At 58.7% G+C, this 23,281-nt stretch carries 13 protein-coding genes; 12 read left to right on the forward strand and 1 reads right to left on the reverse strand.

Going from position 1 to position 23,281, the window contains the following annotated elements; translation table 11 throughout:
• Positions 1–125: 125 nt before the first annotated feature.
• Positions 126–2,420, forward strand: coding sequence for an AMP-binding protein (locus tag EC9_RS10380; protein WP_145344776.1), 2,295 nt, complete (start codon positions 126–128; stop codon positions 2,418–2,420).
• A gap of 95 nt (positions 2,421–2,515) precedes the next feature.
• On the opposite strand, the gene EC9_RS10385 is transcribed toward EC9_RS10380, so the two are convergent.
• Positions 2,516–3,058, reverse strand: coding sequence for a carboxypeptidase-like regulatory domain-containing protein (locus EC9_RS10385; protein ID WP_218934714.1), 543 nt, complete (start codon positions 3,056–3,058; stop codon positions 2,516–2,518).
• A 510-nt stretch (positions 3,059–3,568) separates the two neighbouring features.
• Between EC9_RS10385 and EC9_RS10390 the strand changes: the two genes are divergently transcribed.
• From EC9_RS10390 to EC9_RS10440, 11 genes are all read left to right on the forward strand, one after another.
• On the forward strand, positions 3,569–8,266 hold the full coding sequence (locus tag EC9_RS10390) for an outer membrane protein assembly factor BamB family protein (RefSeq protein WP_145344782.1): 4,698 nt from the start codon (positions 3,569–3,571) through the stop codon (positions 8,264–8,266).
• Positions 8,267–8,492: 226 nt separating this feature from the next.
• Entirely contained in the window at positions 8,493–9,548 is a 1,056-nt protein-coding gene (locus tag EC9_RS10395; protein WP_145344785.1) for an AAA family ATPase, read from the forward strand.
• Positions 9,517–10,422: a DUF58 domain-containing protein gene (locus tag EC9_RS10400; RefSeq protein WP_246106060.1), complete on the forward strand. Its 906-nt coding sequence runs from the start codon at positions 9,517–9,519 to the stop codon at positions 10,420–10,422. Before EC9_RS10395 ends, EC9_RS10400 begins: the two co-directional genes overlap by 32 nt.
• 141 nt (positions 10,423–10,563) lie before the next feature.
• Complete coding sequence (locus tag EC9_RS10405; protein ID WP_145344788.1) at positions 10,564–12,876, forward strand: BatA domain-containing protein; 2,313 nt, start codon at positions 10,564–10,566, stop codon at positions 12,874–12,876.
• Positions 12,873–15,626, forward strand: a complete 2,754-nt coding sequence (locus EC9_RS10410; RefSeq protein WP_145344791.1) for a vWA domain-containing protein — start codon at positions 12,873–12,875, stop codon at positions 15,624–15,626. The genes EC9_RS10405 and EC9_RS10410 overlap by 4 nt, the downstream gene beginning before the upstream one ends.
• Positions 15,627–15,704: 78 nt before the next feature.
• The gene (locus tag EC9_RS10415; protein ID WP_145344794.1) at positions 15,705–18,047 is read left to right on the forward strand and encodes a polyketide synthase; all 2,343 of its coding nucleotides are present in this window, start codon (positions 15,705–15,707) and stop codon (positions 18,045–18,047) included.
• Positions 18,048–18,148: 101 nt separating this feature from the next.
• The gene (locus tag EC9_RS10420; RefSeq protein WP_246106061.1) at positions 18,149–20,050 is read left to right on the forward strand and encodes a hypothetical protein; all 1,902 of its coding nucleotides are present in this window, start codon (positions 18,149–18,151) and stop codon (positions 20,048–20,050) included.
• A gap of 107 nt (positions 20,051–20,157) precedes the next feature.
• The gene (locus tag EC9_RS10425) at positions 20,158–21,198 is read left to right on the forward strand and encodes a hypothetical protein (protein WP_145344797.1); all 1,041 of its coding nucleotides are present in this window, start codon (positions 20,158–20,160) and stop codon (positions 21,196–21,198) included.
• 119 nt (positions 21,199–21,317) lie between these two features.
• Positions 21,318–21,680, forward strand: a complete 363-nt coding sequence (locus tag EC9_RS10430; protein ID WP_145344800.1) for a DUF2752 domain-containing protein — start codon at positions 21,318–21,320, stop codon at positions 21,678–21,680.
• 51 nt (positions 21,681–21,731) lie between these two features.
• Positions 21,732–22,385, forward strand: coding sequence for a hypothetical protein (locus EC9_RS10435; RefSeq protein ID WP_145344803.1), 654 nt, complete (start codon positions 21,732–21,734; stop codon positions 22,383–22,385).
• A 151-nt stretch (positions 22,386–22,536) separates the two neighbouring features.
• A complete protein-coding gene (locus tag EC9_RS10440; protein WP_246106062.1) occupies positions 22,537–23,229 on the forward strand; it encodes a zinc metallopeptidase in 693 nt (230 codons plus the stop codon).
• Positions 23,230–23,281: the final 52 nt, after the last annotated feature.

A 23,281-nucleotide genomic window follows, 5' to 3' on the forward strand; every position in this document is an offset into this window, starting at 1 on the left:
AAAAAGAGGCTCTCTCGTGACAGAGAAAAACTCGTCTCCTTCTGGAGCCGATTTCTCTATAAACTGGGGAATAGGTCCCCACCTTCCATCCATTGTTCTCGAACTCGTTCCCAACACGGTCCAAGATGTTGCTTCAAATATTGCTGGCCATTGCCCTGTCGGTCATCGCCCTTCACGCTCTGTTGGTACTGGCGATTTTTCTGCAATGGGAATGGTTTGTTCGTCTCTACTTCCGCGGATTGTTCGCCTGTCTCTATCGCAAGCGGGTTGTCGGACTCGAGAACCTACCTGCCGAAGGGGGATATCTGTTGTGTTCGAATCACGTCTCGTGGCTCGACGGATCGTTGATGTTATGGTTCATCCCGCGGCCGGTTCATTTTATCGTCGACGCCAGCAACTTTCGCGGCAAGTTCATGTTTGCGTTGGGGAAGGTGTTCGATTCGATCATGATGACCAGCAGCCCCAAATCGATCGCGCGGGCGCTGAAGGCAGGCCGCGACGGTCTCAATCATGGCAAGGTGATCGGCCTGTTTCCCGAAGGAGGAATTTCACGCAACGGACAACTGCAAGCCTTCCGTCCCGGCATGGAGAAGATCCTCAAGGGGACCGAAGCCCCGATCGTCCCCGTCTATTTGGATGGCATGTGGGGGAGCATCTTCAGCAATTCGGGCGGCCGGTTTTTGTGGAAAATGCCGCAACTAACGCGTCGTACGCTGACCCTCCACATCGGCAAACCGTTGCCCACGCAGACGCCTGTTGCGACGGTCCGCGAGAAGGTGCAGCAATTAAACGCCCAGGCGTACAAGCAGATTGGTACACGACAACCCATTTTGACGCGTCGGTTGATCCGGTCGTTGCGTGGCAGTGGCCGTGGCATCAAGTCGGCTGATTCGACGGGGGCGGAACTCAGTGGCAAGACGTTGCTGGTACGGATCCTGGCGCTCCGAAAGATGTTGCGTCGCGAAGTGCTGGACGACAAAGAAATCAATGTTGGGATCTTGCTTCCCCCCAGCGTTCCTGCCGTCGCTGTCAACTTTGCGATGGCGATCGATCGGCGCGTGGGTGTGAATCTGAACTACACCGTGTCGTCGGACGTGATGAACAAGTGCATTCACACCGCCGGGATCAAGCATGTGCTGACAAGTCGCCGATTCATGGAGAAGTTCGATTTCAAGCTGGATGCGGAGATGGTCTACCTGGAGGACATCAAGGATCGCGTCGGATGGATGGATAAACTGTCTGGCCTGCTTGGCGGCTTTGTGTTTCCGGCGCGGCTCACCGAATGGTTGCTGGGATTGCAAAATGTCAGCGGCGACGACATCCTGACGGTGATTTTTACGTCTGGTTCTACCGGAACGCCCAAGGGGGTGATGCTGACGTATGCCAACATCGGCCACAACGTCGATGCGATCGACTGTGTGGTGCGACTGAGAAAAGAAGATTCGGTGTTGGGAGTCCTGCCGTTCTTCCATTCGTTTGGCTATGCCGTCACGCTGTGGGGCGTGAACACCTTGTCGTCCGCGGGGGTCTACCACTTCAACCCGCTGGATGCCAAGCAGGTTGGTAAAATGGCTGAGAAATACAAAGCGACGGTGATGCTGGGGACACCGACCTTCCTGCGTGGATATCTACGGCGGATCGAGCCCGAGCAGTTTAAGTGGCTGGATGTCGTGGTCGTTGGTGCTGAGAAGATGCCGATCGCGCTTGCCGATCAGTTCGAGAAACGCTTTGGTGTCCGTCCGGTGGAAGGTTACGGCGCGACCGAGTTGAGCCCGCTGGTCTCGGTCAATGTGCCACCCTCGCGAAGCGTCGAGAAATTTCAGATCGATTGTCGCGAGTGTTCGGTCGGACGACCGGTCAATGGCGTTGCGGCCAAAGTCATCTCAGCCGATGACGGAGAGGACTTGCCGGTGGGCACCGATGGCTTGCTGATGATCAGCGGTGCAAATGTAATGAAGGGTTACATGGGGCGCGAGGACCTAACCTGCGAAGCGATTCGCGATGGCTGGTACGCCACCGGCGACGTGGCCAAGATCGACAAAGAGGGCTTTATTCACATCACCGGACGGGTCAGTCGGTTTTCGAAGATCGGAGGGGAAATGGTCCCGCACATTCAAGTGGAAGAGGAGCTGGCAGTTGCGTTTTGCGAAGGGGATGACGATGATGCGATTCGCGTCATGGTGACGTCCGTTCCCGACGAGAAGAAAGGGGAGCGCTTGATCGTCCTGCATTTGCCCAGCGAGAAGCAGCCCGATGAATTGCGGAAGCATTTGGTCGCTGCCGGTCTGCCCAATATCTACATCCCTTCGCAAGACAGCTTTCTTGAGGTCGCCGAGATCCCGTTGCTGGGGACGGGGAAGCTTGATCTGAAGGGGGCTCAGGATCTGGCCTTGGAGCTAACGGCGGCGGTGGCTCGCTGACCCCAGATCGGACAAACGTTGATACGAAAAGAGCCGACTCGTTTGCCGAGTCGGCTCTTTCGATTTGCTTGACCAGCCTAACTCATACGAGATGATTAGCTAGCGTCGTCGTTGTCGTCGAGTGCCAATGGGATGGCGATTGCAGCGGCGATAACAACAGCCCATGTCAGTGGGTTGGTCGCAATACGCTTCAGCAGGCTGAAACGCCCGTTGGATTGGCCGCGCGAGATGCCTTCGCTGTCGATGACCTGAACGACACCTTCGACCGAACCGGCAGGAGCGTCGGCGGCGTGCAGTCGAACCGTTTGAACGCCAGCGTAGCTAGCAACTTGGTAGATGCCTGGGGCAACGTCAGCGACTTCGTAGCGCCCGTCAGCAGCGGTATCCAGCTGAGCAACGATCTTGCCTTGCTGTCCTACAACGACAGGTGCTCCGGCGACAGGTCGACCGTTGTGGTCGACGATTGCACCACGCAGTTTGCTGGCGGCACCCAAGCGGACATTTTTGATGTCTTGGCTAACTTTGACGCCATCAACGATTTGAGTCGTCCGTGACGCTGCCATCGCGGGATGTGGGACGGCGATCGCCGCACAGGTCACGATCGTGACAATTGTCTTTAATAGTTTGCTGTTTCGCATTGGATTTACTGCTCTGTTTTTAATCGTAGGTCGGATAGCCACCCTGCTTGCATTAACAACAATGGAAAGGTCGACCGATCCGTCGGCCAAACCTCTCGCTGCAGTGCAAACAACTGTGTTCGATTTTTCGTATGCGTTCCACATAGTGCCCTATGTATTATTAGGAGATCGACCGACAGCCAAAACTCGTTTGAATGAACTTTGACAATCAACGCTCCAGCTTTGCATTTCCGCCTTTCAGGGGGCTGGTTGTGACGGTTGTAGCGGTTTTTCGGCGTTGCGATGCCTGGCTGGATCGGCCGACAGAGGCATGGAGGCTTTCAAGATTTGTTCGTCTGGGCAGCTTGGTTGGGACCGGGAGAGTTTGCCGCCCGCCGCAGCACTCGCATTCCTTCACCGTCTCGATACGCTACAATTCAACCGACACGTTGTTGCCGCTGGATCTCCGGTTTGCCTCCAGCGCCCGCCACTTCGCCATGCGACGCACGCTTTGCAATGGATTCCTGAAATATGCTTCAAGCTTTGCAGCCCAACCACGTCTCGAATCGATTGGTCGGGCAACGGCCCCGCCTGGCACGCATGTTCGGGGTCTGCTTCTTGACCCTGCTTGTCTTTGCTAGCGATTCAGCCGCCCAGTTTGGCACTCGCCAGAATCGGGTTTCGATGGGAGGCGAGTTTATCGAGCCCGACCGCTCCTTGCGGCAGGAGATGTCCGAGGCGCGGCAGGCGATCGAGGGCGGCAGCTATGGCGACGCGGTCATCCTACTGGGCGAATTGCTGGCGCGAAAATCGAACCCCGGTATCAGCGAGATGCAGGGGCAGGACTTCTTTTTCGAATCCGAACAGCAGACGCTGGCTGAAAACAGCATCCTGCGCGAAGCGGAGAACCTGTTGGGGCAATTGCCCAGCAAGGGATTGGAAATCTACGATCTGCGATATGGCAGCCTCGCCGCGGCGGAACTCAAGCAAGCCGTCGCCCAACACGATTGGCGTGGCATCGCCACCGTCTCGCGTCAGTATCTTCATACCGATGCCGGCCAGCAAGCGACACTGTTGTTGGGTTATCACGACTTGAATCAAGGTCGACCGCTGGCCGCCGCGATGACCTTGGATCGAATTTATCGGTACGAGCGACTGCGAAACAAGCATGGCGCCGGTTTGATCGTCGCCCTGGCGGGCAGTTGGTACCAAGCGGGATCGACCGAACGGGCGGTCGATGTGATGGTCTCGTTGGGCGACAATCCGGCGAACCGCGTTCAATTGGATGGTCGTGCGGTGGAGTTGCCCAAATCGTCTGCGGATGTGTCGCAGGTCACCGATTGGTTGGCACAACACTTCCCTCCACTGACACATCTCCAGGATCACGCTCCGGCCAACCAACCACTGGCGGGCGGCGACGCGGCGCGGACCGGATACCGCGGCAGCGAATTGCCGATGCGGAACGAACGTTGGATGAAACAGACGACGTGGAGTATCCGGCAACAGGAATTTCTGGAGAGCTTTGAAGCGGCTCGCGAGCAAGCCGGAGCGTTCCCGATTCCCACCTGGCAACCGATCGTCGTCGACAACACCGTCCTCGCCAAGACGACCGAAGGGATGGTCGCGATCGATTTTGAAACCGGCAAATATATCTGGGAATATCCTTGGTTCTCCGACAACATCGACGGCACCGCGATTCCTACCGATGAGATTCCCGATGATGAACAACGCCACCGATTGCTGGTCCAACGCGTCTGGAACGATCTCCCCTTTGGCCGCGTCAGCAGCGATGGCACGCGAGCCTACATGCTGATGGATTTGGGTGAAGTCCGCCCGGCAACGTTTAATCAGTTTGGCGGGATGGGGATTCAAGGGATCCGGAAATCCGCCGGTGGTACCAATACGTTGGTCGCATTGGATATTGCGACCGAAGGCAAATTGGTTTGGACGATCGGCGGCGAATACAACGCTGAACCGGAGCTTGTCGATACGTTTTTCCTCGGGCCGCCGTTGCCGATCGACGGCCTGTTGTATGTGATCGCCGAACAGAAATCGGACCTGTTCTTGGTCTGTTTGGACCCCGCCAGCGGAGCGTTGCAATGGCGGCAACATCTGGTCGCGGTGGAGACCGGTTCGATCGAAGACGATCCCATTCGTCGGATCGGCGGTGCCGTGCCCGCTTATGCCGATGGCACGATTGTCTGCCCGACTGGCCACGGTGCGATCGTTGCACTCGATCTGGCGACGCGAACATTCCGTTGGGGATTCCGCTATCGACGCACCGACATGTTGAACCAGATGTCGCGATCCTTTGGTGGCCGTGGTCGCGACGACAGCAGTTCGCTTCTGTCCCGTTGGAACGACGGGACCCCACTGATTTACAAAGGGCGTGTCCTTTTCACGCCCGTCGAAGGCGACCGACTGTATGCCCTCGATCTGCAGACCGGCAAACCGGCCTGGGCCACAATCCCTCGCGAAGACTGGCAATATCTAGCGGGCGTCGCCGATGACACCGCAATCCTGGTCGGCAATGACACGATCCGCGGGCTCGACGTCACCAGCGGGAATCGTCGCTGGGATTACGAAGCCCCGTTAACGCGCGGCGAAGCGATCGTCGGCCGCGGGGCGTTTGGTCCCGGACAGTTTATGTTTCCCACCAGCAGCGACCGGTTGGTATCGATCGGAACGCGGGATGGTCGGGAGATCGCAAGCCAAGCGGTCCATTATTCGCTCGGTAATCTGGTTTCGGTGCGGGGGCAATTGTTGTCGCAATCGGCCACGCATATCGCGATGGCGCGAGGACGCCAGAGCGCCGCCGCAGCCGTCGAGAGTGCGCTGACGGCGGATCCCAAAAATATTTGGGCGACGATTTGCAAAGGCGAACTGTTGCTCGAAGCGGGGCAACGCGACGAGGCCTTGCAGTGGCTGCGACGCGTGCCGACGGACGCTCCCGAATACGAGGAGGCTCGCGTGCTGATCGTCGAAGCGATGGTCGGCGCACTGCGAGACGATTTTGCCGCCAACATCAAACTGTTGGCGGAACTGGAAAACGTGGCTGAACTTCCCCAGGAAACGGCGGAGGTCTTGCGGCTCAAGGCGACCGGCCTGCTGGAGTCGGGAGATTTTGTTGCAGCCGCCGGAGCGCTATTGGATCTGTCGGTCCCGGCTGTCAATTTTATGGGCGTGCAGACGTTTGACGCTTCGCAGCGAATCGAGCTAGCCGATGGTCGATCGGCCAACCTCGGCGGATGGATCTCCGCGCGTGTCGACGATTTGGTGCAACGGGCCGATGCGGAATCGTTGGCCGCGATCAACGACCTTGTTGCCCAACGGTTGCAAAAACTGACATCGCTCACCGGCCCGCGCGGCCAACAATTGCAGCGGCACTTCGGCCACTTCGAAGCTTGCGACCCGATCCTGTTGGCTGTTGCCGATCGGTTCCGCAAAGAGGGCTCGTCCTTGGCCGCCGAACGCCTGTTGCGCGGCGCGATCGCTTCCGCCGATTCCCAACCGCGTCGCGACCGCTGGCTGGCGACTCTAGCCGGGCTCTACTTGAACGTACAATGGGAAGCGGATGCGTTGGCGACGTTCGCAAAAATCAAAGCTCCCGACGAGATTGTGCTCGATGACAACTGGGCCAGCGACCAGTTGAAACAACTGCGGCGTTTGGCCAGCGAAAAGCCGACTTCCGAATTGTCGTTGGCCCAATGGCCGCAACATGCCCACGTCCAACCGCTGGAATTTCCCAACGAAATCGGCAGCGGATCGGACCTCTTGGAGGTGATGCAGCGGGATGGGCTGGCGTTTGCCAATTGGAAAGTATTGGCCAGTGAAAGCACCGACAGTCTGCAAATGCAAACGCCTCAGGGGATGTTGGGGCCGATGTATCGTCTGGAAAGTAGCATCAATGGTCGCAACGGTCCCGAGGAAGTCTATATCGATCACGGCGTGATGATCGTTGTGCTGCCCTCCGCGGTGATTGGCATCGATTTGTTCCAGGCGTTGCAAAACCCCAACGACATGGAAATTTGGCGTCGTGTTTGGCGCAGCGGCAGCGGCAATTCCGACATTCAAACTCGCCGCGCCCCCAACGCTTTGGGGCAAATGCAACAGCGGCACTTTAACGCCCAAAACCAACCCGCGCTGCGGACCAGTTCGATTCGGGGTGGGCATTTTATGATGCTTCAATCTCGGACGTTAACCGCCGTCGACGTGTTGACGGGCAAGGATCGTTGGCGGGCATCGGTGGGTGTCGACGACGGCTACCTTGCGGCCGGTGATTCGGTCGTGTCGGTGATCAGCCCTTCGTCTCGCCAGGTGTTGCGATTCCGAGCCAGCGATGGGCAACCGATGCAAACCGAGGAGTGGGGCGAACCGGGCGAACAAATCTGGGCGATCAATGGTTCTCGAGTGCTCAGCTTTACCGAGACGCCCGCCAACGCAAACGGCAGCGGTGCGCTGCAGCTGCGGTTGTGGGATGCTGCGACGGGCGAGCAATTGATCGACAGCCAAGCGTTGCAGCCGGGGACGAAGGGAAAGGTCGTGGAGAACCGTTTTGCGGTCACGCTGCAACCCGATGGCAATCTCAATATTTGGGATCTCATCGAGGGCAAGGCTTTGGAAAGTTCGACGCTGCCGCCGGGCGGACCGCTGTTGAACCTGCAGGCCTTGCTGTGGGAAGATCGCTTGCTCGTGCTCCCTAACATCGAATTGCCCGAGGACCAAGAGATGCGATACAGCCGCAGCGCCAAAGATCAACAGCATGTTGAAGTGGCTGGCCCAGCGATGGCGTTCGATCTAAAAACGGGCAAACCGTTGTGGGAGGCACCCTACGAGATCGGGGCGTTTGGAGTCAGCCCGGGCCAACCCGTTGGCGGTCCATTGATGTTTCTGTCGCGACGTCAACGGCCGACGCGGTCGGGCAATGGGATCCCCTCCTGGAACATCACGCTGCAGGCGATCGATGTCCGCGACGGACGGCTCGTTCACGAAGCGACTCAGTTGGTCGCTCGCACGGTGCCGATGGAAGTGGTCACTCACGTCAGTATCAATCCGACCGATTGGCAATACATCGTGGCGATCGATCGGAACCAATTGAGCTTCAAGATGCAAGACACGCCGCCACAGAAACCCGACCCCGGGAAGGTTCCCGGAAACGCAGGCCCTGCCGATGGAACCAATGCCATTCGACCCAAGGAACCGTTTGGTTTCTTCCAACCTGTCGAATAGTTGCACCGATCGTGCTATGGTGGTTGGGTGAATTTGGGGTAAGCTTGTGGCGTCGCTTTGAATCGGCGGTGGATTCAACATCCCAACGCGATGACGAAAGGCCGCTGAACGGCGGTTTGTTCGAACGCGCCAGAATGTAGATCGTAAACGTAGATGGATTGATCGATATCGGAACCGCGGCTCCGCTGGTTTCGGATTTTACTTAATAAGACTCGAAAGGATCTGGATGAGCACACAGGCGCCTCCTGAGTTCACCGAACAAGACGCGCAACGATTGCACGAAGCCCGCAATCGTGTTCGCGAACAACTTGGCAAGGTGATCGTCGGCCAGCAAAACGTGATCGATCAATTGATGATCAGCCTGTTCAGCCGAGGGCATTGCATGCTCGAAGGCGTCCCAGGATTGGCCAAGACGTTGATGATCAGCACGCTTGCGCGGTGCCTGGATCTTTCGTTCAACCGCATCCAGTTCACCCCCGACCTGATGCCGGCCGATGTGACCGGCACCGAGATCATCGAAGAGGACCGGGCATCGGGACACCGCCAGATGCGGTTTATGCCCGGCCCGCTGTTCGCCAACTTGGTCCTCGCCGACGAGATCAACCGTACGCCGCCAAAAACGCAGGCCGCGTTGTTGGAAGCGATGCAGGAACGCCAGGTGACCGTCAGCGGACAACGCCATGCAATGGCCGATCCGTTTTTCGTTTTGGCGACGCAAAACCCTATCGAACAAGAGGGAACCTATCCGTTGCCCGAAGCGCAACAGGATCGGTTCATGTTCAAGGTCTATGTCGATTACCCCAACTTCGACGAAGAGTTCGAGGTAGCGCGTCGAACCACCGGCGCCAGCGTGGACGATGTTCAACCGGTTTTGAAAGCCGAAGAGATCGTTCGTCTGCAACAACTGGTTCGACAGGTACCGGTCAGCGATCACGTCGTTCGATACGCCTTGTCGATCGTGCGACAGACGCGCGTTGGCAGCGAAGGTGTTCCCGATTTCGTCAACGACCTGGTCGGTTGGGGCGCTGGACCGCGTGCGGTTCAGAACCTGATCCTGGGGGGCAAAGCCCGGGCGTTGCTCGAAGGTCGTTTCCACGTCCAGCCGTCGGACATTCAAGCACTGGCTCCTGCGGTGCTGCGGCATCGGATGGTCGTCAACTTCGCTGCCGAAAGCGAAGGCGTTACGAGCGATGATGTGGTCGCACGGATCTTGGCTGTTACTCCAGAAAACGAAGACGAGCTGTCGCGCGATGCCCGATTCAAAAAGATTTTTGCGTCCTGAAGCCGCACGTCGCGTCGCCCGCCTCGAACTCAAGGCGCGACGCGTCGTCGAAGGGTTTCTGTCGGGCATGCACCGCAGTCCCTACTTCGGCCAATCGATCGAATTCCTGCAACACCGGCAATACGTCGCCGGTGACGATATACGCCACATCGATTGGAAGGTGTGGGGGCGGCAGGATCGTCTGCACATCAAGCAGTACGAAGAGGAAACCAATTTCCGGATGCACTTGTTGGTCGATTCTTCGGCCAGCATGAATTACGGCAGCGGCGAGGAAAACAAATTTGAATACGCCTCGTCGATCGCTTCCTGCCTGGCCTTCCTCGCCAATCGCCAACAGGATGCGACGGGGCTGATCACCTTCGACGATAAGATCCGCCGCAATCTGGCCCCACGGACCAGCCGATATCAGTTGGCGCGAATCCTCGACGCGCTCGATGGTGCGTCGCAGAATAGCGCGACCGATCTGTTTGCGATCGTCCGGGAAGTCGCCGAATCGGTGCCACGTCGAGGCGTGATCGTGTTGATCAGCGATCTGTTGGGCGTTGGTGAGTCGTTGGTCAAAGCGCTCAGCCTGTTGCGCAAACGAGGCCACGATGTGATCGTCTTCCAAACGCTGCACGACGAAGAGATCGAATTTCCATTCTCCGGAGCGACGCGGTTCGAAGGCTTGGAGAGCGAACAATTCCTCAACTGCAACCCTCGTGCGCTCCGCGAAGGTTACCTGGAAGCCTTGAACGCTTTCCTGGAAAACACGCGCCGGACCTGTGCCCGATTGAGTATCGAATACGAATTGGTCCGAACCAATCAACCCTTGGACGCCGTGTTGGCGAAGTTCTTGAGTGCTCGGTCGAACATGCCCACCTTAAAAGGATGATTTCCAGGGGACGATCGGGGCGCGACGGTCCGCTGGGACGTGCCGATGCCGACCATCCCGTTTTGCAGAAACCTTGACTTCCACCTCGTCCGACGCTTCGATTTCCGTTCCTTCCATTTGCCACCCTAACTTTCATTCCACATGCAGTTCCTGTTCCCCACGCTAACGATTGGCTTTGCGTTGCTGGCGGTGCCGTTTCTGGTCCATCTGATCAACGTCTTGCGCCAACGACGTCGACAGTGGGCCGCGATGGATTTCCTGCTAGCCAGTTACCGCAAGCAGCGCAAATGGATCTGGCTGCGTCAGCTGTTGTTGCTGCTGATGCGAACCGCCGTCGTTGGCCTGTTGGTGGCGATGTTGGCTGGTTGGGCGGGGCGAGCCGGTTGGCTCGACGCGTTGGGCGGACAGACCAATCATCACATCGTGCTGTTGGACGACAGTTTGTCGATGTCCGACCAAAGCGGTGGTGGATCGGCCTACCGGCGTGCCTTGAGCGCTCTGGAGTCGTTGGGCAAACGATTGACGACCGCCGACGGTTCGCATCAGTTGACCGTCATCCGAACCAGCCGCGCGGAATTGGTTGTCGGCGCGGGATCCAACGCCGGCGATGCCGCGGCCGATTTGAGTGCTCAAACGATCGGCGCTGAAAACCGCGCCTTGGATCGTTTGATGGCGACCAGTCCCAGTTCGCTGGGGGGAGGAATGGAGCAAGCTGTCGAATTGGCGGCCGGTTTGGCCGAAGCGACCTCGTCCGACCGGACCGTCTTGTATGTGCTCAGCGATCTGCGGCAACACGATTGGGAAAGCCCCGAACGGATCAACGCCAGCCTGCAGGAACTCAGCAAGGCGGGGACCGAGATCCGGATGGTCGATTGTGCCGCCTTGCCCGGTGCCAATCTCGGTATCACGCAATTGCAACCCGTCGAAGACGTCTGGGTCGCGGGAGTCCCAGTGATGGTCGAAGCGACAGTTCGCAATTACGGCACCGAGACGGCGACCAATGTCAGCTTGGAAGCGGAGTTGATTCGATACGGTCGCGAAGTCGCAACGCCGCGCACCGACCAACTCTATTCTGGCCCGACCGATTCGCTGCCGGCGATGGTGTTTGAGAAGATCGAACCGGGGAAACAAGTGACCAAGCGTTTCCAGGTTTACGTCGCCGAACCGGGAACCCACGGGCTGACCGTTTCGATTCCCGAGGACATTCTGGCCGCCGACAACACGCGCAGCTGCACGCTGCCGTTGATCGACCAACAAAAAGTATTGATCGTCGATGGCGATATCGAAGGCCGCGGCGCCTATTTTGTCGCCAGCGTTTTAAATCCCGGCGGGCAGGTTCGCACCGGAGCGATTCCCGAGGTGCGGCCGCTCAGTTTTTTGAACTCGGTCCGCAGCGATGAACTGGCGCAGTACCGCGTCATCTATCTGTTGAACCTGCCGCGGATCGAAGACGCCGTCGCGCGAACGATCAACGATTACGTCGCCGCGGGGGGCGGGTTGGCGATCTTCTTGGGCGATGCGGTCGATCGTGAAAACTACAATCGCTTGATCGACAGATATCCAGGCTGGTTGCCGGGGAAATTCAACGCAGCCAAAGACCTGCCTTTGCCCTCGGGCGAAGCGACGCCCGACCTGTTGCCCGCCGGAACGCATCCGATCGTCGAACCCTTGGCATCCGCTGGCGAAGGGGCGTTTGGTTTGGTCCGCGTCGCGAGGTCGATGTCGTTGGAGACCGATCGCGATCTGGAACTGGGGGTGCGGACCGTTATTCGTCGCCGCGACGATCTCCCGTTTGTCGTCGAACATCGCAATGGGCAGGGACGGATCGTAACCGTTTTGGCCGATCTGGAAAGCAATTGGACCAATTGGACCGGCGATCCCACGTTTGTCGTCTTCCTGCTGCGAGCCAACGCGTTTTTGTGGTCGACCGCCAATCCATCCACCTCGCGAACGGTTAGCGATCCGATGCAGTTACGGATGCGAAATGAATCCTACGGCCGCAGCGTCGACCTATTGGCCGCGGCGACGGCACCGCCACGATTGTCGATGCAGTTGCAAGCCGAGCCTGGCGAGGACGATCAAGTGTTGGAATTGGATCTCTCTCCCGCGGTCGCCGCGATCGATGGTTCGGTCGACGTCACGACACTGTTGCAACCAGGGATCTTCGAATGGTGGCTGACCCGCTTGGATGGCTCTCGCGAAGTCCGCCCGGTGGCGTCGGTGATCGCCGATGGCGAAGGAGATCTGCGTCGCGTGGGGCGGTCGGAACTCGATCGGACGCTGCGTCCGACGATGGTCACGTTTTTTGATGCCGGCCAAATGGCCAACGCCAGCGAATCCGACAGTGGTGGCCGGACCGGCATCCTGTTGGCGCTGTTGGCCGCGATGATGATCGGCGAGCAAGTGCTCGGATATTTCGGCAGCTACCATCCACCGTTGAGGGCCAAGGGATGAACGAGCCCACAAGCGAAAATGCAACTGAACAGATCGTTTACCAATTCGAGCGATTGGTCTCGTTGACCGGATGGTGGACCTGGGCGGCAATCGTTGTCGGCAGCATCCTGTTGCTGCTGGTGATCGCTCGTCTATACCGACGCGACACTGCGGAACTGCCGCGGGCGACCGGATTGGCGCTGCTGATTCTGCGACTTTCGGCGATCGTCGCGTTGATGTTCTTCTTTTTGAATTTCGAACGCCGCGCGCAACAGCAGGTCGTTCGACCATCCGAAGCTGTCGTCTTGATCGACACCAGCCAAAGCATGTCGCTGCCAGCCGACCAAGCTCCCGATTCGCAGGCGCGGATCGCGGCGGTCGCCAATCTGTTGCAAGACACGCCGTGGCTCGATTCGGTTGCGGCGGAACATCGCGTTGCTGTCTATGGTTTTGATGATTCGACGGAAATTCGCGAACTGGCATCGATCGCCAAGGCGGAGTCGTCGACCGATGCAACCGAGCAGGGTGAGGAAGACGTCGATTCCGCGAACGCCACGACGGCGCGGCGTCCTGCGTTGGTGCGGATTGCGTTTGTTGGTGCGGCGGTGTTGGGCTTCGGCTTGCTGTCGCTTTTGGCATCGGGTATCGCGCCGCTGCTGCATTGGCGATGGGCCAGCGGTTTGATCCTGGCTAGCACGATCAGCCTGTTGTTGGGAACCGTCTTGTTGACATCGGTCTGGAGCATCGAGACGTCTCTATCCTTTCGCCAGTTGCTTGGCTTTGCGGCACCGCCGGTCGACGTCGATGAAACGACCGAGAGTCTCGAAAGCGAAAAGACGCAGGAGGTAAAAGACTGGCGGAACACCTTGATTGCATCGGGGGCCAGCAGCCGGATCGGCGATGCGGTTCGCAGTGTTCTGGGGCGGCATGATCCTTCGACCCTGGCTGGCATCCTTTTGATGACCGACGGACAGAACAACGCTGGGATTCCGATCGACGACGCGGCCGCATTTGCCGCTCGCGATGGCGTGCCGGTCTACCCGATCGGTTTTGGATCGCCCAAGCCACCTGTTAACGTTCGGATCGTCGATCTGGACCTGCCGCGGCGCGTCTATCCCGGCGATAAGTTCGCCCTTTCGGTCGTCTTGCAAGCCAGCGGAATGATGGGCAAAAAAGTCGACGTCGAGATCCTTGAAGGACCCGATGGAGAAAGCCCACCGAGCGAAATCATCGATACGAAGACCGTTCTGTTGGACGAAGATGGCAAGTTGAGCGGGATCCGGTTCGATCTCGATCCGCCATCGATCGGGGCTCGCAAGCTCGCCGTGCGGTTGCGTGGAGCGGCGGGGGATCAACGTCCCGAGGACAACGTCCGCGATGCGCGTTATGAAGTCGTGGCTCGCAAGGTGCGTGTGCTGTTGATCGCGGGGGGGCCAACTCGCGAATATCGGTTTGTTCGCAATCTGTTGCATCGCGATCGCGAAGTCTCCGTCGACGTTCTGCTGCAGACCGGGCAGGAAGGGATGAGCCAGGAGGCGAGCGAGATCCTGACCGAGTTGCCTTCGTCGGCCGAAGAGTTGTTTGAATACGACGCGATCGTGGCGTTTGATCCCGATTGGATGGCCTTCGAAGCAGCCCAGATCGAATTGTTGGATCGTTGGTTGTCCGATATGTCGGGCGGTCTGATCTTGGTCGCTGGGCCGGTCCATCTTCCCGAGTGGAGTCGCTTGCGTGGCGATGTACGCGCGACGACGATCAAGGGCTTTTTCCCCGTCAGTCTGGCGGGACGTGGACCGATCTTCGACAGCGGCCGCGTTGGCGGCACGACGCCGTGGCCCCTGCGTTTCACTCCCGATGGGCAACGCAGTGAGTTCCTGTCGCTGACCGACAACCCCGCCGATAGCGCTAGCGTGTGGGAAGAGTTCAGCGGGGTCTACGACTTTGTCGGTGTCAAAGATGCAAAACCGGGAGCGAAGGTGTTGGCCTATTTCTCCGATCCGACGACCTCGATCGACCAACGCTTTCCGATCTACCTGGCCTCTCAATTCTACGGCTCGGGACGCGTCTTCTTTCAGGGCAGCGGCGAGATGTGGCGTCTGCGAGCGGTCAGCGATTCCTATTTTGAAACCTACTACACCAAATTGATTCGCTGGGCGACCGAGGGACGGCTGTTGCGAGATTCGACCCGCGGCGTCTTGTTAGTCGACAAGCCTCGGGCGATGGTCGGCGAGACGATTGCGGTTCGCGCGGTCCTGACCGACGCCCAATTCCGTCCGTTGACCGAACCTCGTGTCACCGCCGAACTCGTCTCGCCATCGGGTGCCAAGCAGGAAGTGATCCTGCGTCCGCTGGAAGGCCAGCCGCGTCCGGGGACTTACGGCGGCCAATTTGTCGCTCGGCAATCGGGCGGTTTCGAATTGCAGTTGCTGTTGGGGGATGCTCTGGACGAACAAATCCTTCGCCAACCGGTGCAGATCTTGTTGCCGACGCTGGAACTGGAAAGGCCGCAGCGGGGGGATGAACCCTTGATGGCTCTGGCCTCTGCGACCGGCGGGCTGTTCGCGGAGGGTTCGGGCAGCGAAGGTCCCCGATCCGAAACTCGCAATCCATTGGACTTGGTCGATGCGATCGAACCGCGACCGCAAACGACGATCTTGCCCGGCACGCCCGATCGCGACTTCCACCGCCGACGCAACGCCAGTCTGTTGTGGTTGATCGGTGGTGCCCTGACGCTGGAATGGCTGTTGAGGCGGCTCAATCGTTTGGCCTAACGCAACGCCGCGATGTGGTGGACTTGCCACCGCAACATCCTTTCGAAAAACGGAACGACCAACGCAATCAACCGCCCCATGCCTCAACCAAATCACTCATCATCGATTCATCCTCAATTGCAAGTCGTGCTCCAGCGACTTCGATCGATGGTGCGAAAGTACATCGTCGCCGACTTTGTGCTGACGGCGTTGGTCGTCATCGGTGCCGCTTTCTGGGGCGGGCTGTTGTTGGACTACGGACCGATCCTGTTGGGCGGTCTGGAGATGCCGCGTTCGGCGCGGATCTTGTTGTTGGTCGCGTTGTTTGTCGTGCTGGTCGTGTTGGCGATCCGTATGTTAGGCGAACGCTTGTCGGCCAAATTGCCCGATGAGAGCTTGGCGCTGTTGTTGGAACGTCAGCATCCCGAACTGGGCGAACGGTTGATGACCAGCGTGCAATTGGCTCGCGCTGAATCGAACCTCGATGCGCACTCGCGGCCTTTGTACGAACACGTCCGCCGCGAAGCGGCTCAGATGAGCGACGCGTTGGATGTGCGCCGCGTCTTTCAATGGAAGCCGTTGCTGCACAAAGCGATCGCGGCCGTCGTAATGCTGCTGGCGGTAATCGTCTTCGCGCTCGCCACCCCTTCGACCGCATCGCACGCGATCTCGCGGTTGTTGACCTTGAGCGATGATCCTTGGCCGCGAAAGGCCAAGTTGGAAATGGTGGGTGTCGAAGTCCCGATCGTTTCATTTGCCGATCCCGATTCGTCGGCGCCGCCGGAAATCAAGCTGTTGACGTTCGAGGACCACAAGCTGCGACTGGCTCGCGGAGGTTCGGCAACGCTTCGCGTCCGAGCGATCGCCGACGACCGCGTCGTTCCCGAGTTGTGCACCGTGCATTACGAAACCGCTTCGGGACAACGCGGCCAAGCGAATATGCGCCGCGTCGGGGGGCAGCGGAACGGGTATCAAGAGTTTTCGCTCGATGGACCGCCGTTGGATGGACTGGCCGAAGATGTCCGCTTCACCGTCCGCGGCTTGGACGATCGGCTCAGCGATTTTAAGGTGCTTGCCGTCGATCCGCCCGCGGTCACTCAGTTGGAGATTCAGTGCCGGTATCCCGAATACCTTCGCGATCCGCAGAATACATCCGATGCGGCCGATCTAGTCGTCAATTACGCCCCCGGTTTGCGGATCCGCGAAGGATCCGATCTGAAAGTGATCGGGGAGAGTAGTAAACCGTTGTCGCGCGTCGACGTGATGTTGCGTGGCGTCGATGGGGAGGGCAAAGTCCTGTCGGCGGAAGTTGCCGTGGATGGGATGAGCTTTAGCATGTCGCTGCCCGATTTCGCCGAGGACCAGGCGCTGTTGTTGCTGCCGGTCGACCGACAGGAGATCACTGCGGGGGCGCCGTTTCGGTTCTTCTTGGGCGTGGTCAACGATCAACCGCCGGAGGTGTCGTTGAATCTGGTGGGGATCGGTTCGGCGATCACGCCGGTCGCCAAGATCCCGTTTGAGGGGAAGGTCAAGGACGATTACGAACTCAGCCGCACCGAGATCGCGTTGGCCCCCGCTTCTCAGCCCAACGGGCAACCGGTGTTGCGGAATGTCGAACCCGATCGCGACGGATCGTACGCCGGTCAGGTCGATTTGCGGGCGCTGTCGGCCGACGATGTGATGAAGCCGCTGGCTCCGGGAGAGCGATTGAATTTGTTTGCCGAAGCGACCGATCGCTACAGCCTTGCCGACCGACACGTGACGCAAAGCGATCTGTATGGACTGGACGTGGTTTCCCCAGAAGAGTTGTTGGGCCGTTTGGAACGCCGTGAATTGGGACTGCGGGCGCGGTTGGAACAATCGATCGACGAAATCCGCCAGCTTCGCGACGTCTTGGAAAGGATCGCCACCGACGACTGGACGGCTGTCGAATCGGCGACCTCCACGGCACAGGGGGGCGAGGAAGAATCGCTGCGGGCTGAGCAATTGAGGGTCTTACGAGTCCAACAGTCTTCGCTGCAAGCGAATAAAACCAGCGAAGAGTTGACCGGAATCGCCGCCTCGTTGGGGGATATTATCCTCGAAATGGAAAATAACCGCGTCGATTCGGTCGACCGTCGCCAGCGGATTACCAGCCAGGTGCAACAGCCGTTAGAAGGTGTTGTCGGTGGTGAAATGCAATCGCTTCGCGACTTGATCGAGCATCTAGGCCGCGTCGCCCGCGATCCTGCCAGCGGTCCCGAAGTGGCGACGCAATCGGTCGATGCGGCGGAAGAAGTGCTGTTGCGATTGACGGCCATCCTGGACAGCATGTTAGACTTGGAAAGTTACAATGAGATTTTAGACATCGTCCGCGATTTGATCGATCGGCAGAACCGCTTGATCGATGATACGAAGGATGAACAGAAACGCCGCGTTTTGGATCTGTTCAAGCCTCAGTAGTTTGCGGTGATAGAAACGGTCTGAAATTAAACCGGCGACCGCGGTGATATCGGTCGGACGAACCGCCACGATTCTGTTCCTGTTTGCGGGACCCAAGCCTAATGAAAACATCGACTCTTCAAAAGCTGACCGTTGTCGCTCTGCTCGTGTTCGGGCTGCTTGGGCTTTCCTCCGCATCGCTGCGGGCACAGGACGCGCCTGCTGATCCGCCTGGCCCCGAGGGACCGACTATCCAGCAGCGGCAGACCCAAGTCGCCGACAATTACAAGCGTCTGGAAGAGCTGCTGATTCGGCTGGCCGATGTCGAAGCGAGCACGCATCCCGAACGAGCGGCACTGCTGCGACGGGCGGCTCGACAATCGAGCGAAACGTTTGTGCTGAAGCAGCTCGAAGAAGCCTCCCAAGCTTTGGACCGCAAGCAATTTCAACTGGCGATCGAAAATCAATCCACCGCCAGCCAAAACCTTGCCGGCCTGCTGAAGCTGTTGTTGACCGAAGATCGTCAAGAGCGGATCCGCGAGGAGAAGGACCGTATCAAAAGGATCAAGCAGGATATTGAACGCCGCTTGCGTCAACAGACCGCGACGCGAGCGCGGACCGAAAACGGCGTCGATACCGATGAACTCAAGGATGAACAGGGGAAGATCGCTGAAAAGACCAAAGAGCTGAGCGATGAACTGAGCGGCGAGGAAGAGGGCTCTGACGCGTCGCAAGATTCCCAGTCGGACAAGCAATCGCAAGAAGGGGAATCGAGTCAGTCGAAGGATTCCGAACAACAGTCGATGCCGAGCGAAGGGGAGGGTTCGCAGGAATCGTCGGGAAAACCGAAGCCATCCGACGGTCAGAAGCCCTCGGGAGATTCCGAGTCGGACGATCAAAAGTCCGATGGCGAGGAGAAGGAATCCTCTAGCGACGACAAAAAGCCTGCTGACGACTCGAAGCCCAAAGAGGGATCGAAGCCGTCCGATGGCAAACCGTCGGAACAATCCAAGGAATCGTCAGGCGATCCAAAGTCCGATAGTGAATCCAAGCCCGGCGGCGAGCAGAAACCGTCCGAAGCTGGCAAGTCTCAACAGGGACAACCGCAACAAGGCCAACTCCAACAGGGACAACAGGGTCAGGATTCGCAGCAGCAACCGCAGCAGGACGAACAACAAGAGCAACCCCAGACGCCGCAAGACTCCGCAGCCAAGCGACTGGATCAGGCTCAGCAGAAGATGCGAGAAGCCGAGCAGCAGTTGGAAGATGCGAAACGCGAAGGGGCCGTGGAGAAGCAACGCGAAGCGGAACAGTTGCTGCGTCAGGCGATCGAAGACCTCGACCGAATCCTGCGACAGTTGCGTGAAGAGGAGAAGGAACGCGAGCTGGCGCGGTTGGAAGCGAGGTTTCGCAAAATGGCCGAGATGCAGACCGTGGTTTACGAGCGGACCAAGGAACTCGATGAGATTCCAGCGGAAATTCGCGATCGGTCGGTCGATATCCGCGCCGGGAACTTGGCCTTCGAAGAGAAGAAGATCATTCTGGAAGCCGACCGGGCGCTGTTGGTCTTAAAGGAAGAGGGATCCAGCGTTGCATTTCCCGAGGTGGTGCAACAGATGCGAGGCGACATGCAGCATGTGGCCGATCGGTTGGCCGAATCGAAGATCGGCCCGATCACGCAGGGACTCGAAGAGGATATCTTGTCGGCGATCGAGGAGATGATCGCCGCGTTGCAACAGGCCCAACGCGAACAGGAAGAAAAGAAGGACAAGCCCAAGCCGCCGGGGCAACCGCAACAGGGGCAACCTGGCGAATCGCCGCTGGTTCAACCGATCGCGGAACTGAAGTTGATCCGGACACTCGAGACGCGGATCCAAAAGACGACCCAACGGTATGCCAAGATGGTGCCCGATGGAACGTCGGAAGTACCCGCAGAACTGGGGGAACTGGTCGACGAATTATCCCAACGCCAATTGCGGCTGTATCGCGTGACGCGTGATATCGTGCTGAAAAAGAATCGTTGAACGTCGCGAACGCTCCGCCCACAGCTTCACGTCCCCAACGATTTGGTCGTTTGGTTTGTGCTATGCTGAATTGGTCTGATGTCGAACTCTCATATATGGATCGTCCGATGAAACGCATCGCTACCCACGTCGCCGCACTGTTGGTTGCCTGGATGTCATCGTCTCTTTCGCTAGCTTTTGCAGCCGATGATTCGTTGCAACAGGAAGCCGAATGGGCGATGGCCGACGACGCTCGGGTGACCGAAGCGATGCAACTGGGGCTGACCGAACAAGGGCTCGACGCGACGAAGATCGAAGCGGCGCTTGGGGCGTTGGGAGATTTGATGCAGGCCGGCCAAGCGGACCCGTTGGATGCGTTTATCCAAGCGAGCGTCGCCGCGCTACCGAAGCTGGCTGAAAAGCTGAGCCAGATCGAACAGTCTCCCAGCTCGATCGGCGACGATCCGTTTCTAGCGTTTGCTCCTCCCGTTCGCGACCAAGCTCGATTATGGGCTGGCCGCGCGTTGGTTCGCGTGCGGTTGTTCGACGAAGCGATTCCGTTGCTGCAACCGTTGGAACCGACCGATGTTATCGCACCGGCGGAACTGCTGTTCTACCGCGGCGCCTGCTATCACGCTCTGCTGAAGAAAGACGAAGCCGTCGATGACCTGTCGGCACTGCTGCAACGCAAAGCGGAGATTCCCCAGCGGTTCGCTCGGACAGCGGAACTGATGCTGGCCGACATCCAACCGCTGAAAGAAGACTCCTTGGACGAGATCGCTCGACTGATGAACGATGTCTCGCGGCGTTTGGAACTAGGCCGTGCCGGCGATCCGGTCGTCGAACGCGAACAACAGATCATCGATAAATTGGACAAGATGATCGAGCAGATGGAAGAGCAGCAGAAGCAACAACAGCAGCAGATGCAGCAAGCTCAAAGCGGCAGCCAGGGCGGATCGCAATCCAAAGCGATGGAGGACAGCCAGATCGCCGGCGGCAGCGGCCCTGGTGACGTCGACCGCAAAAAGCTTGGCGATCGCGACGGGTGGGGCAATCTTCCGCCGGCACAGCGGCAAGAGGCGTTGCAAAAGATCAGCCAAGATTTGCCGACGCATTACCGCGAAGCGATCGAAGCCTATTTCCGCAAGCTGGCGACGGAGAAGCGGTGAAGCCCGACCAGGAATCATCTTCTAATGTCTCTTGCATCGAAACGCCGGAAATCGCTAAGGTCGCATTCGCAAGTAGGCTTTTCGGCTGGCGAGGCCGGACGATAGCGATAGGACTGGCGATGTGGTTATCCGCAATGCTGGCAACCGCCGCTTGGCTGCGTCCCGCCCCGGCGGGACTCGGCACGCATCACCAGCTCGGATTGCCTCCTTGTTCACTGCGTGTTTTGTTGGGAATGCGTTGCCCTGCGTGTGGTATGACGACATCGTGGTCGCACTACGTCCGCGGGCAATGGGTTTCCAGCATCCGCGTGAACCCCGGTGGGTTCATGCTGGCAGCGCTAGCGACCGCAGTCACGGTGGGTGCTGTCCGCGTGGCGTACACGGGCCAACCTGTGAACCCGCAACAGACGTGGTGGCTCGCAATCGGCCTGATGGGTGCGATGCTTGCCGCCGGGATCGACTGGATCCTGCGGATCGTTTAGGCAGATTTGAGTAGAAAAAATTTGGAAGTCGCAGTGGTGAAGGGAATCCCCATGAGACCTCGTTTCGCGCAACGAATCGTTTGCGTCTTGTTAGCGTCGCTGATCTTCACCCAAGTCGGTTGCACCAGCGCCCTGACGACCATCATGTATGCGGTCGGCGCCGATCTAACTCCGGCCGAATTCAAGGGCCTCGCTGGCCAACGAACTGCCGTCGTGGTAATCACCGATGGCAGCCAATACAGCGACGACATCACCTCGCGCACTCTGACTCGCAAGGTCGGAGAGTACATGGAGATCGAGGTCGATGGGTTCGATCTGGTCCCCGAGGAGGAGGTCGACAGTTGGAAAGACATCAACGGCTGGGAAGAGCTTGATTTTGTCGCGCTCGGCAAAGGGGTCAAAGCCAAGAAGGTGCTTGCCATCGAGCTGACCGGCATGAAGCTTCGCGAGGGGCAAACGCTTTATCGCGGTCGCGCCAATGTGACGACAACCGTTTACGATGTCGCCACTGGACGCAAGGAGTTCCGTCGCAGCTTGGACGATTTCACCTTCCCCGTTCACACCGGAAAATATGCTTCCGAGACGACCGAAGCGAAATTCCGGCGAGATTTTCTCGACGTTCTCTCTCGCCGTGTTACCCGATATTTCCATCGCTACGATCCACGCGACAACGTTGCATTGGATGCCGTGATCGTCAATCTCTGATTCCCCTCTCCGGCGACGCGCGCCGTGGGGACATTTCGCACCAAATCGGACACGCCGGTTTGGGTGATTTGGCACACAAGTTGCATCTGGATTGGGAAGCGTCGATGTTGGCGTGCCATCGTGGCAGCAACCTCCCGGCGATTTCAGATTCTTGGCAGTTAGCGAAATGTACTTCGACCCGATTTGGTTTTTGTTTGTCATCCCGCCGGTGCTGTTGGCAATGTTTGCCCAGTGGCGGGTCAAAAGCGCCTACCATGAGATGAGCCAGGTGCCGGCGCGGATGTCCGGTTTCCAAGCCGCTCGCGCCATGCTCGATTCGGCCGGACTGCAGCAGATCGGTATCGAGCAGACGCCGGGCGAACTGTCGGATCACTACGATCCGCGAGCCAAGGTGTTGCGTCTGAGCAGCAATGTCTATGGTGGCAATTCGATGGCCGCCGTCGGAATCGCTTGCCACGAGGCAGGCCACGCGATGCAAGATGCGATGCATTACGCCCCCTTGGTGATCCGCAACGCTGCGGTGCCTGCGGCGAACATCGGCTCGGGACTCGGCGGCACGGTCGCCATGGTCGGTTTGGCGTTTGGTTTGCAACCGCTTGTCTGGGTGGGAGTGCTTGCGTTTGCAGCGGTTGCTTTTTTCCAGGTCATCAACTTGCCTGTCGAGTTTGACGCCAGCAACCGCGCCAAACACCAACTGGTCGCCCAGGGGATCATCGCCGAACGGGACTTGCCGCTTGTCTCCAAGGTTCTCAACGCCGCGGCGCTGACCTACGTTGCTGCCACGCTGCAATCGCTGATGATGCTGGCCTACTTCCTGTTACGAGCTCTCGGCGACCGACGCTAGGTCAAGCATCTGAGATCGCTTCGCTGGCCTTAGATGGCGGCGAAGCAGTTGC

It is taken from the genome of Rosistilla ulvae, assembly GCF_007741475.1.
In the GTDB taxonomy this organism is placed as follows: domain Bacteria; phylum Planctomycetota; class Planctomycetia; order Pirellulales; family Pirellulaceae; genus Rosistilla; species Rosistilla ulvae.

Bases quoted from the DNA above. Each gene is read 5' to 3' on its own strand.
- EC9_RS10380 (WP_145344776.1), top strand. From the start codon at position 126: ATGTTGCTTCAAATATTGCTGGCCATTGCCCTGTCGGTCATCGCCCTT.
- EC9_RS10385 (WP_218934714.1), bottom strand. From the start codon at position 3,058: ATGCGAAACAGCAAACTATTAAAGACAATTGTCACGATCGTGACCTGT.
- EC9_RS10390 (WP_145344782.1), top strand. From the start codon at position 3,569: ATGCTTCAAGCTTTGCAGCCCAACCACGTCTCGAATCGATTGGTCGGG.
- EC9_RS10395 (WP_145344785.1), top strand. From the start codon at position 8,493: ATGAGCACACAGGCGCCTCCTGAGTTCACCGAACAAGACGCGCAACGA.
- EC9_RS10400 (WP_246106060.1), top strand. From the start codon at position 9,517: ATGCCCGATTCAAAAAGATTTTTGCGTCCTGAAGCCGCACGTCGCGTC.
- EC9_RS10405 (WP_145344788.1), top strand. From the start codon at position 10,564: ATGCAGTTCCTGTTCCCCACGCTAACGATTGGCTTTGCGTTGCTGGCG.
- EC9_RS10410 (WP_145344791.1), top strand. From the start codon at position 12,873: ATGAACGAGCCCACAAGCGAAAATGCAACTGAACAGATCGTTTACCAA.
- EC9_RS10415 (WP_145344794.1), top strand. From the start codon at position 15,705: ATGCCTCAACCAAATCACTCATCATCGATTCATCCTCAATTGCAAGTC.
- EC9_RS10420 (WP_246106061.1), top strand. From the start codon at position 18,149: ATGAAAACATCGACTCTTCAAAAGCTGACCGTTGTCGCTCTGCTCGTG.
- EC9_RS10425 (WP_145344797.1), top strand. From the start codon at position 20,158: ATGAAACGCATCGCTACCCACGTCGCCGCACTGTTGGTTGCCTGGATG.
- EC9_RS10430 (WP_145344800.1), top strand. From the start codon at position 21,318: ATGTGGTTATCCGCAATGCTGGCAACCGCCGCTTGGCTGCGTCCCGCC.
- EC9_RS10435 (WP_145344803.1), top strand. From the start codon at position 21,732: ATGAGACCTCGTTTCGCGCAACGAATCGTTTGCGTCTTGTTAGCGTCG.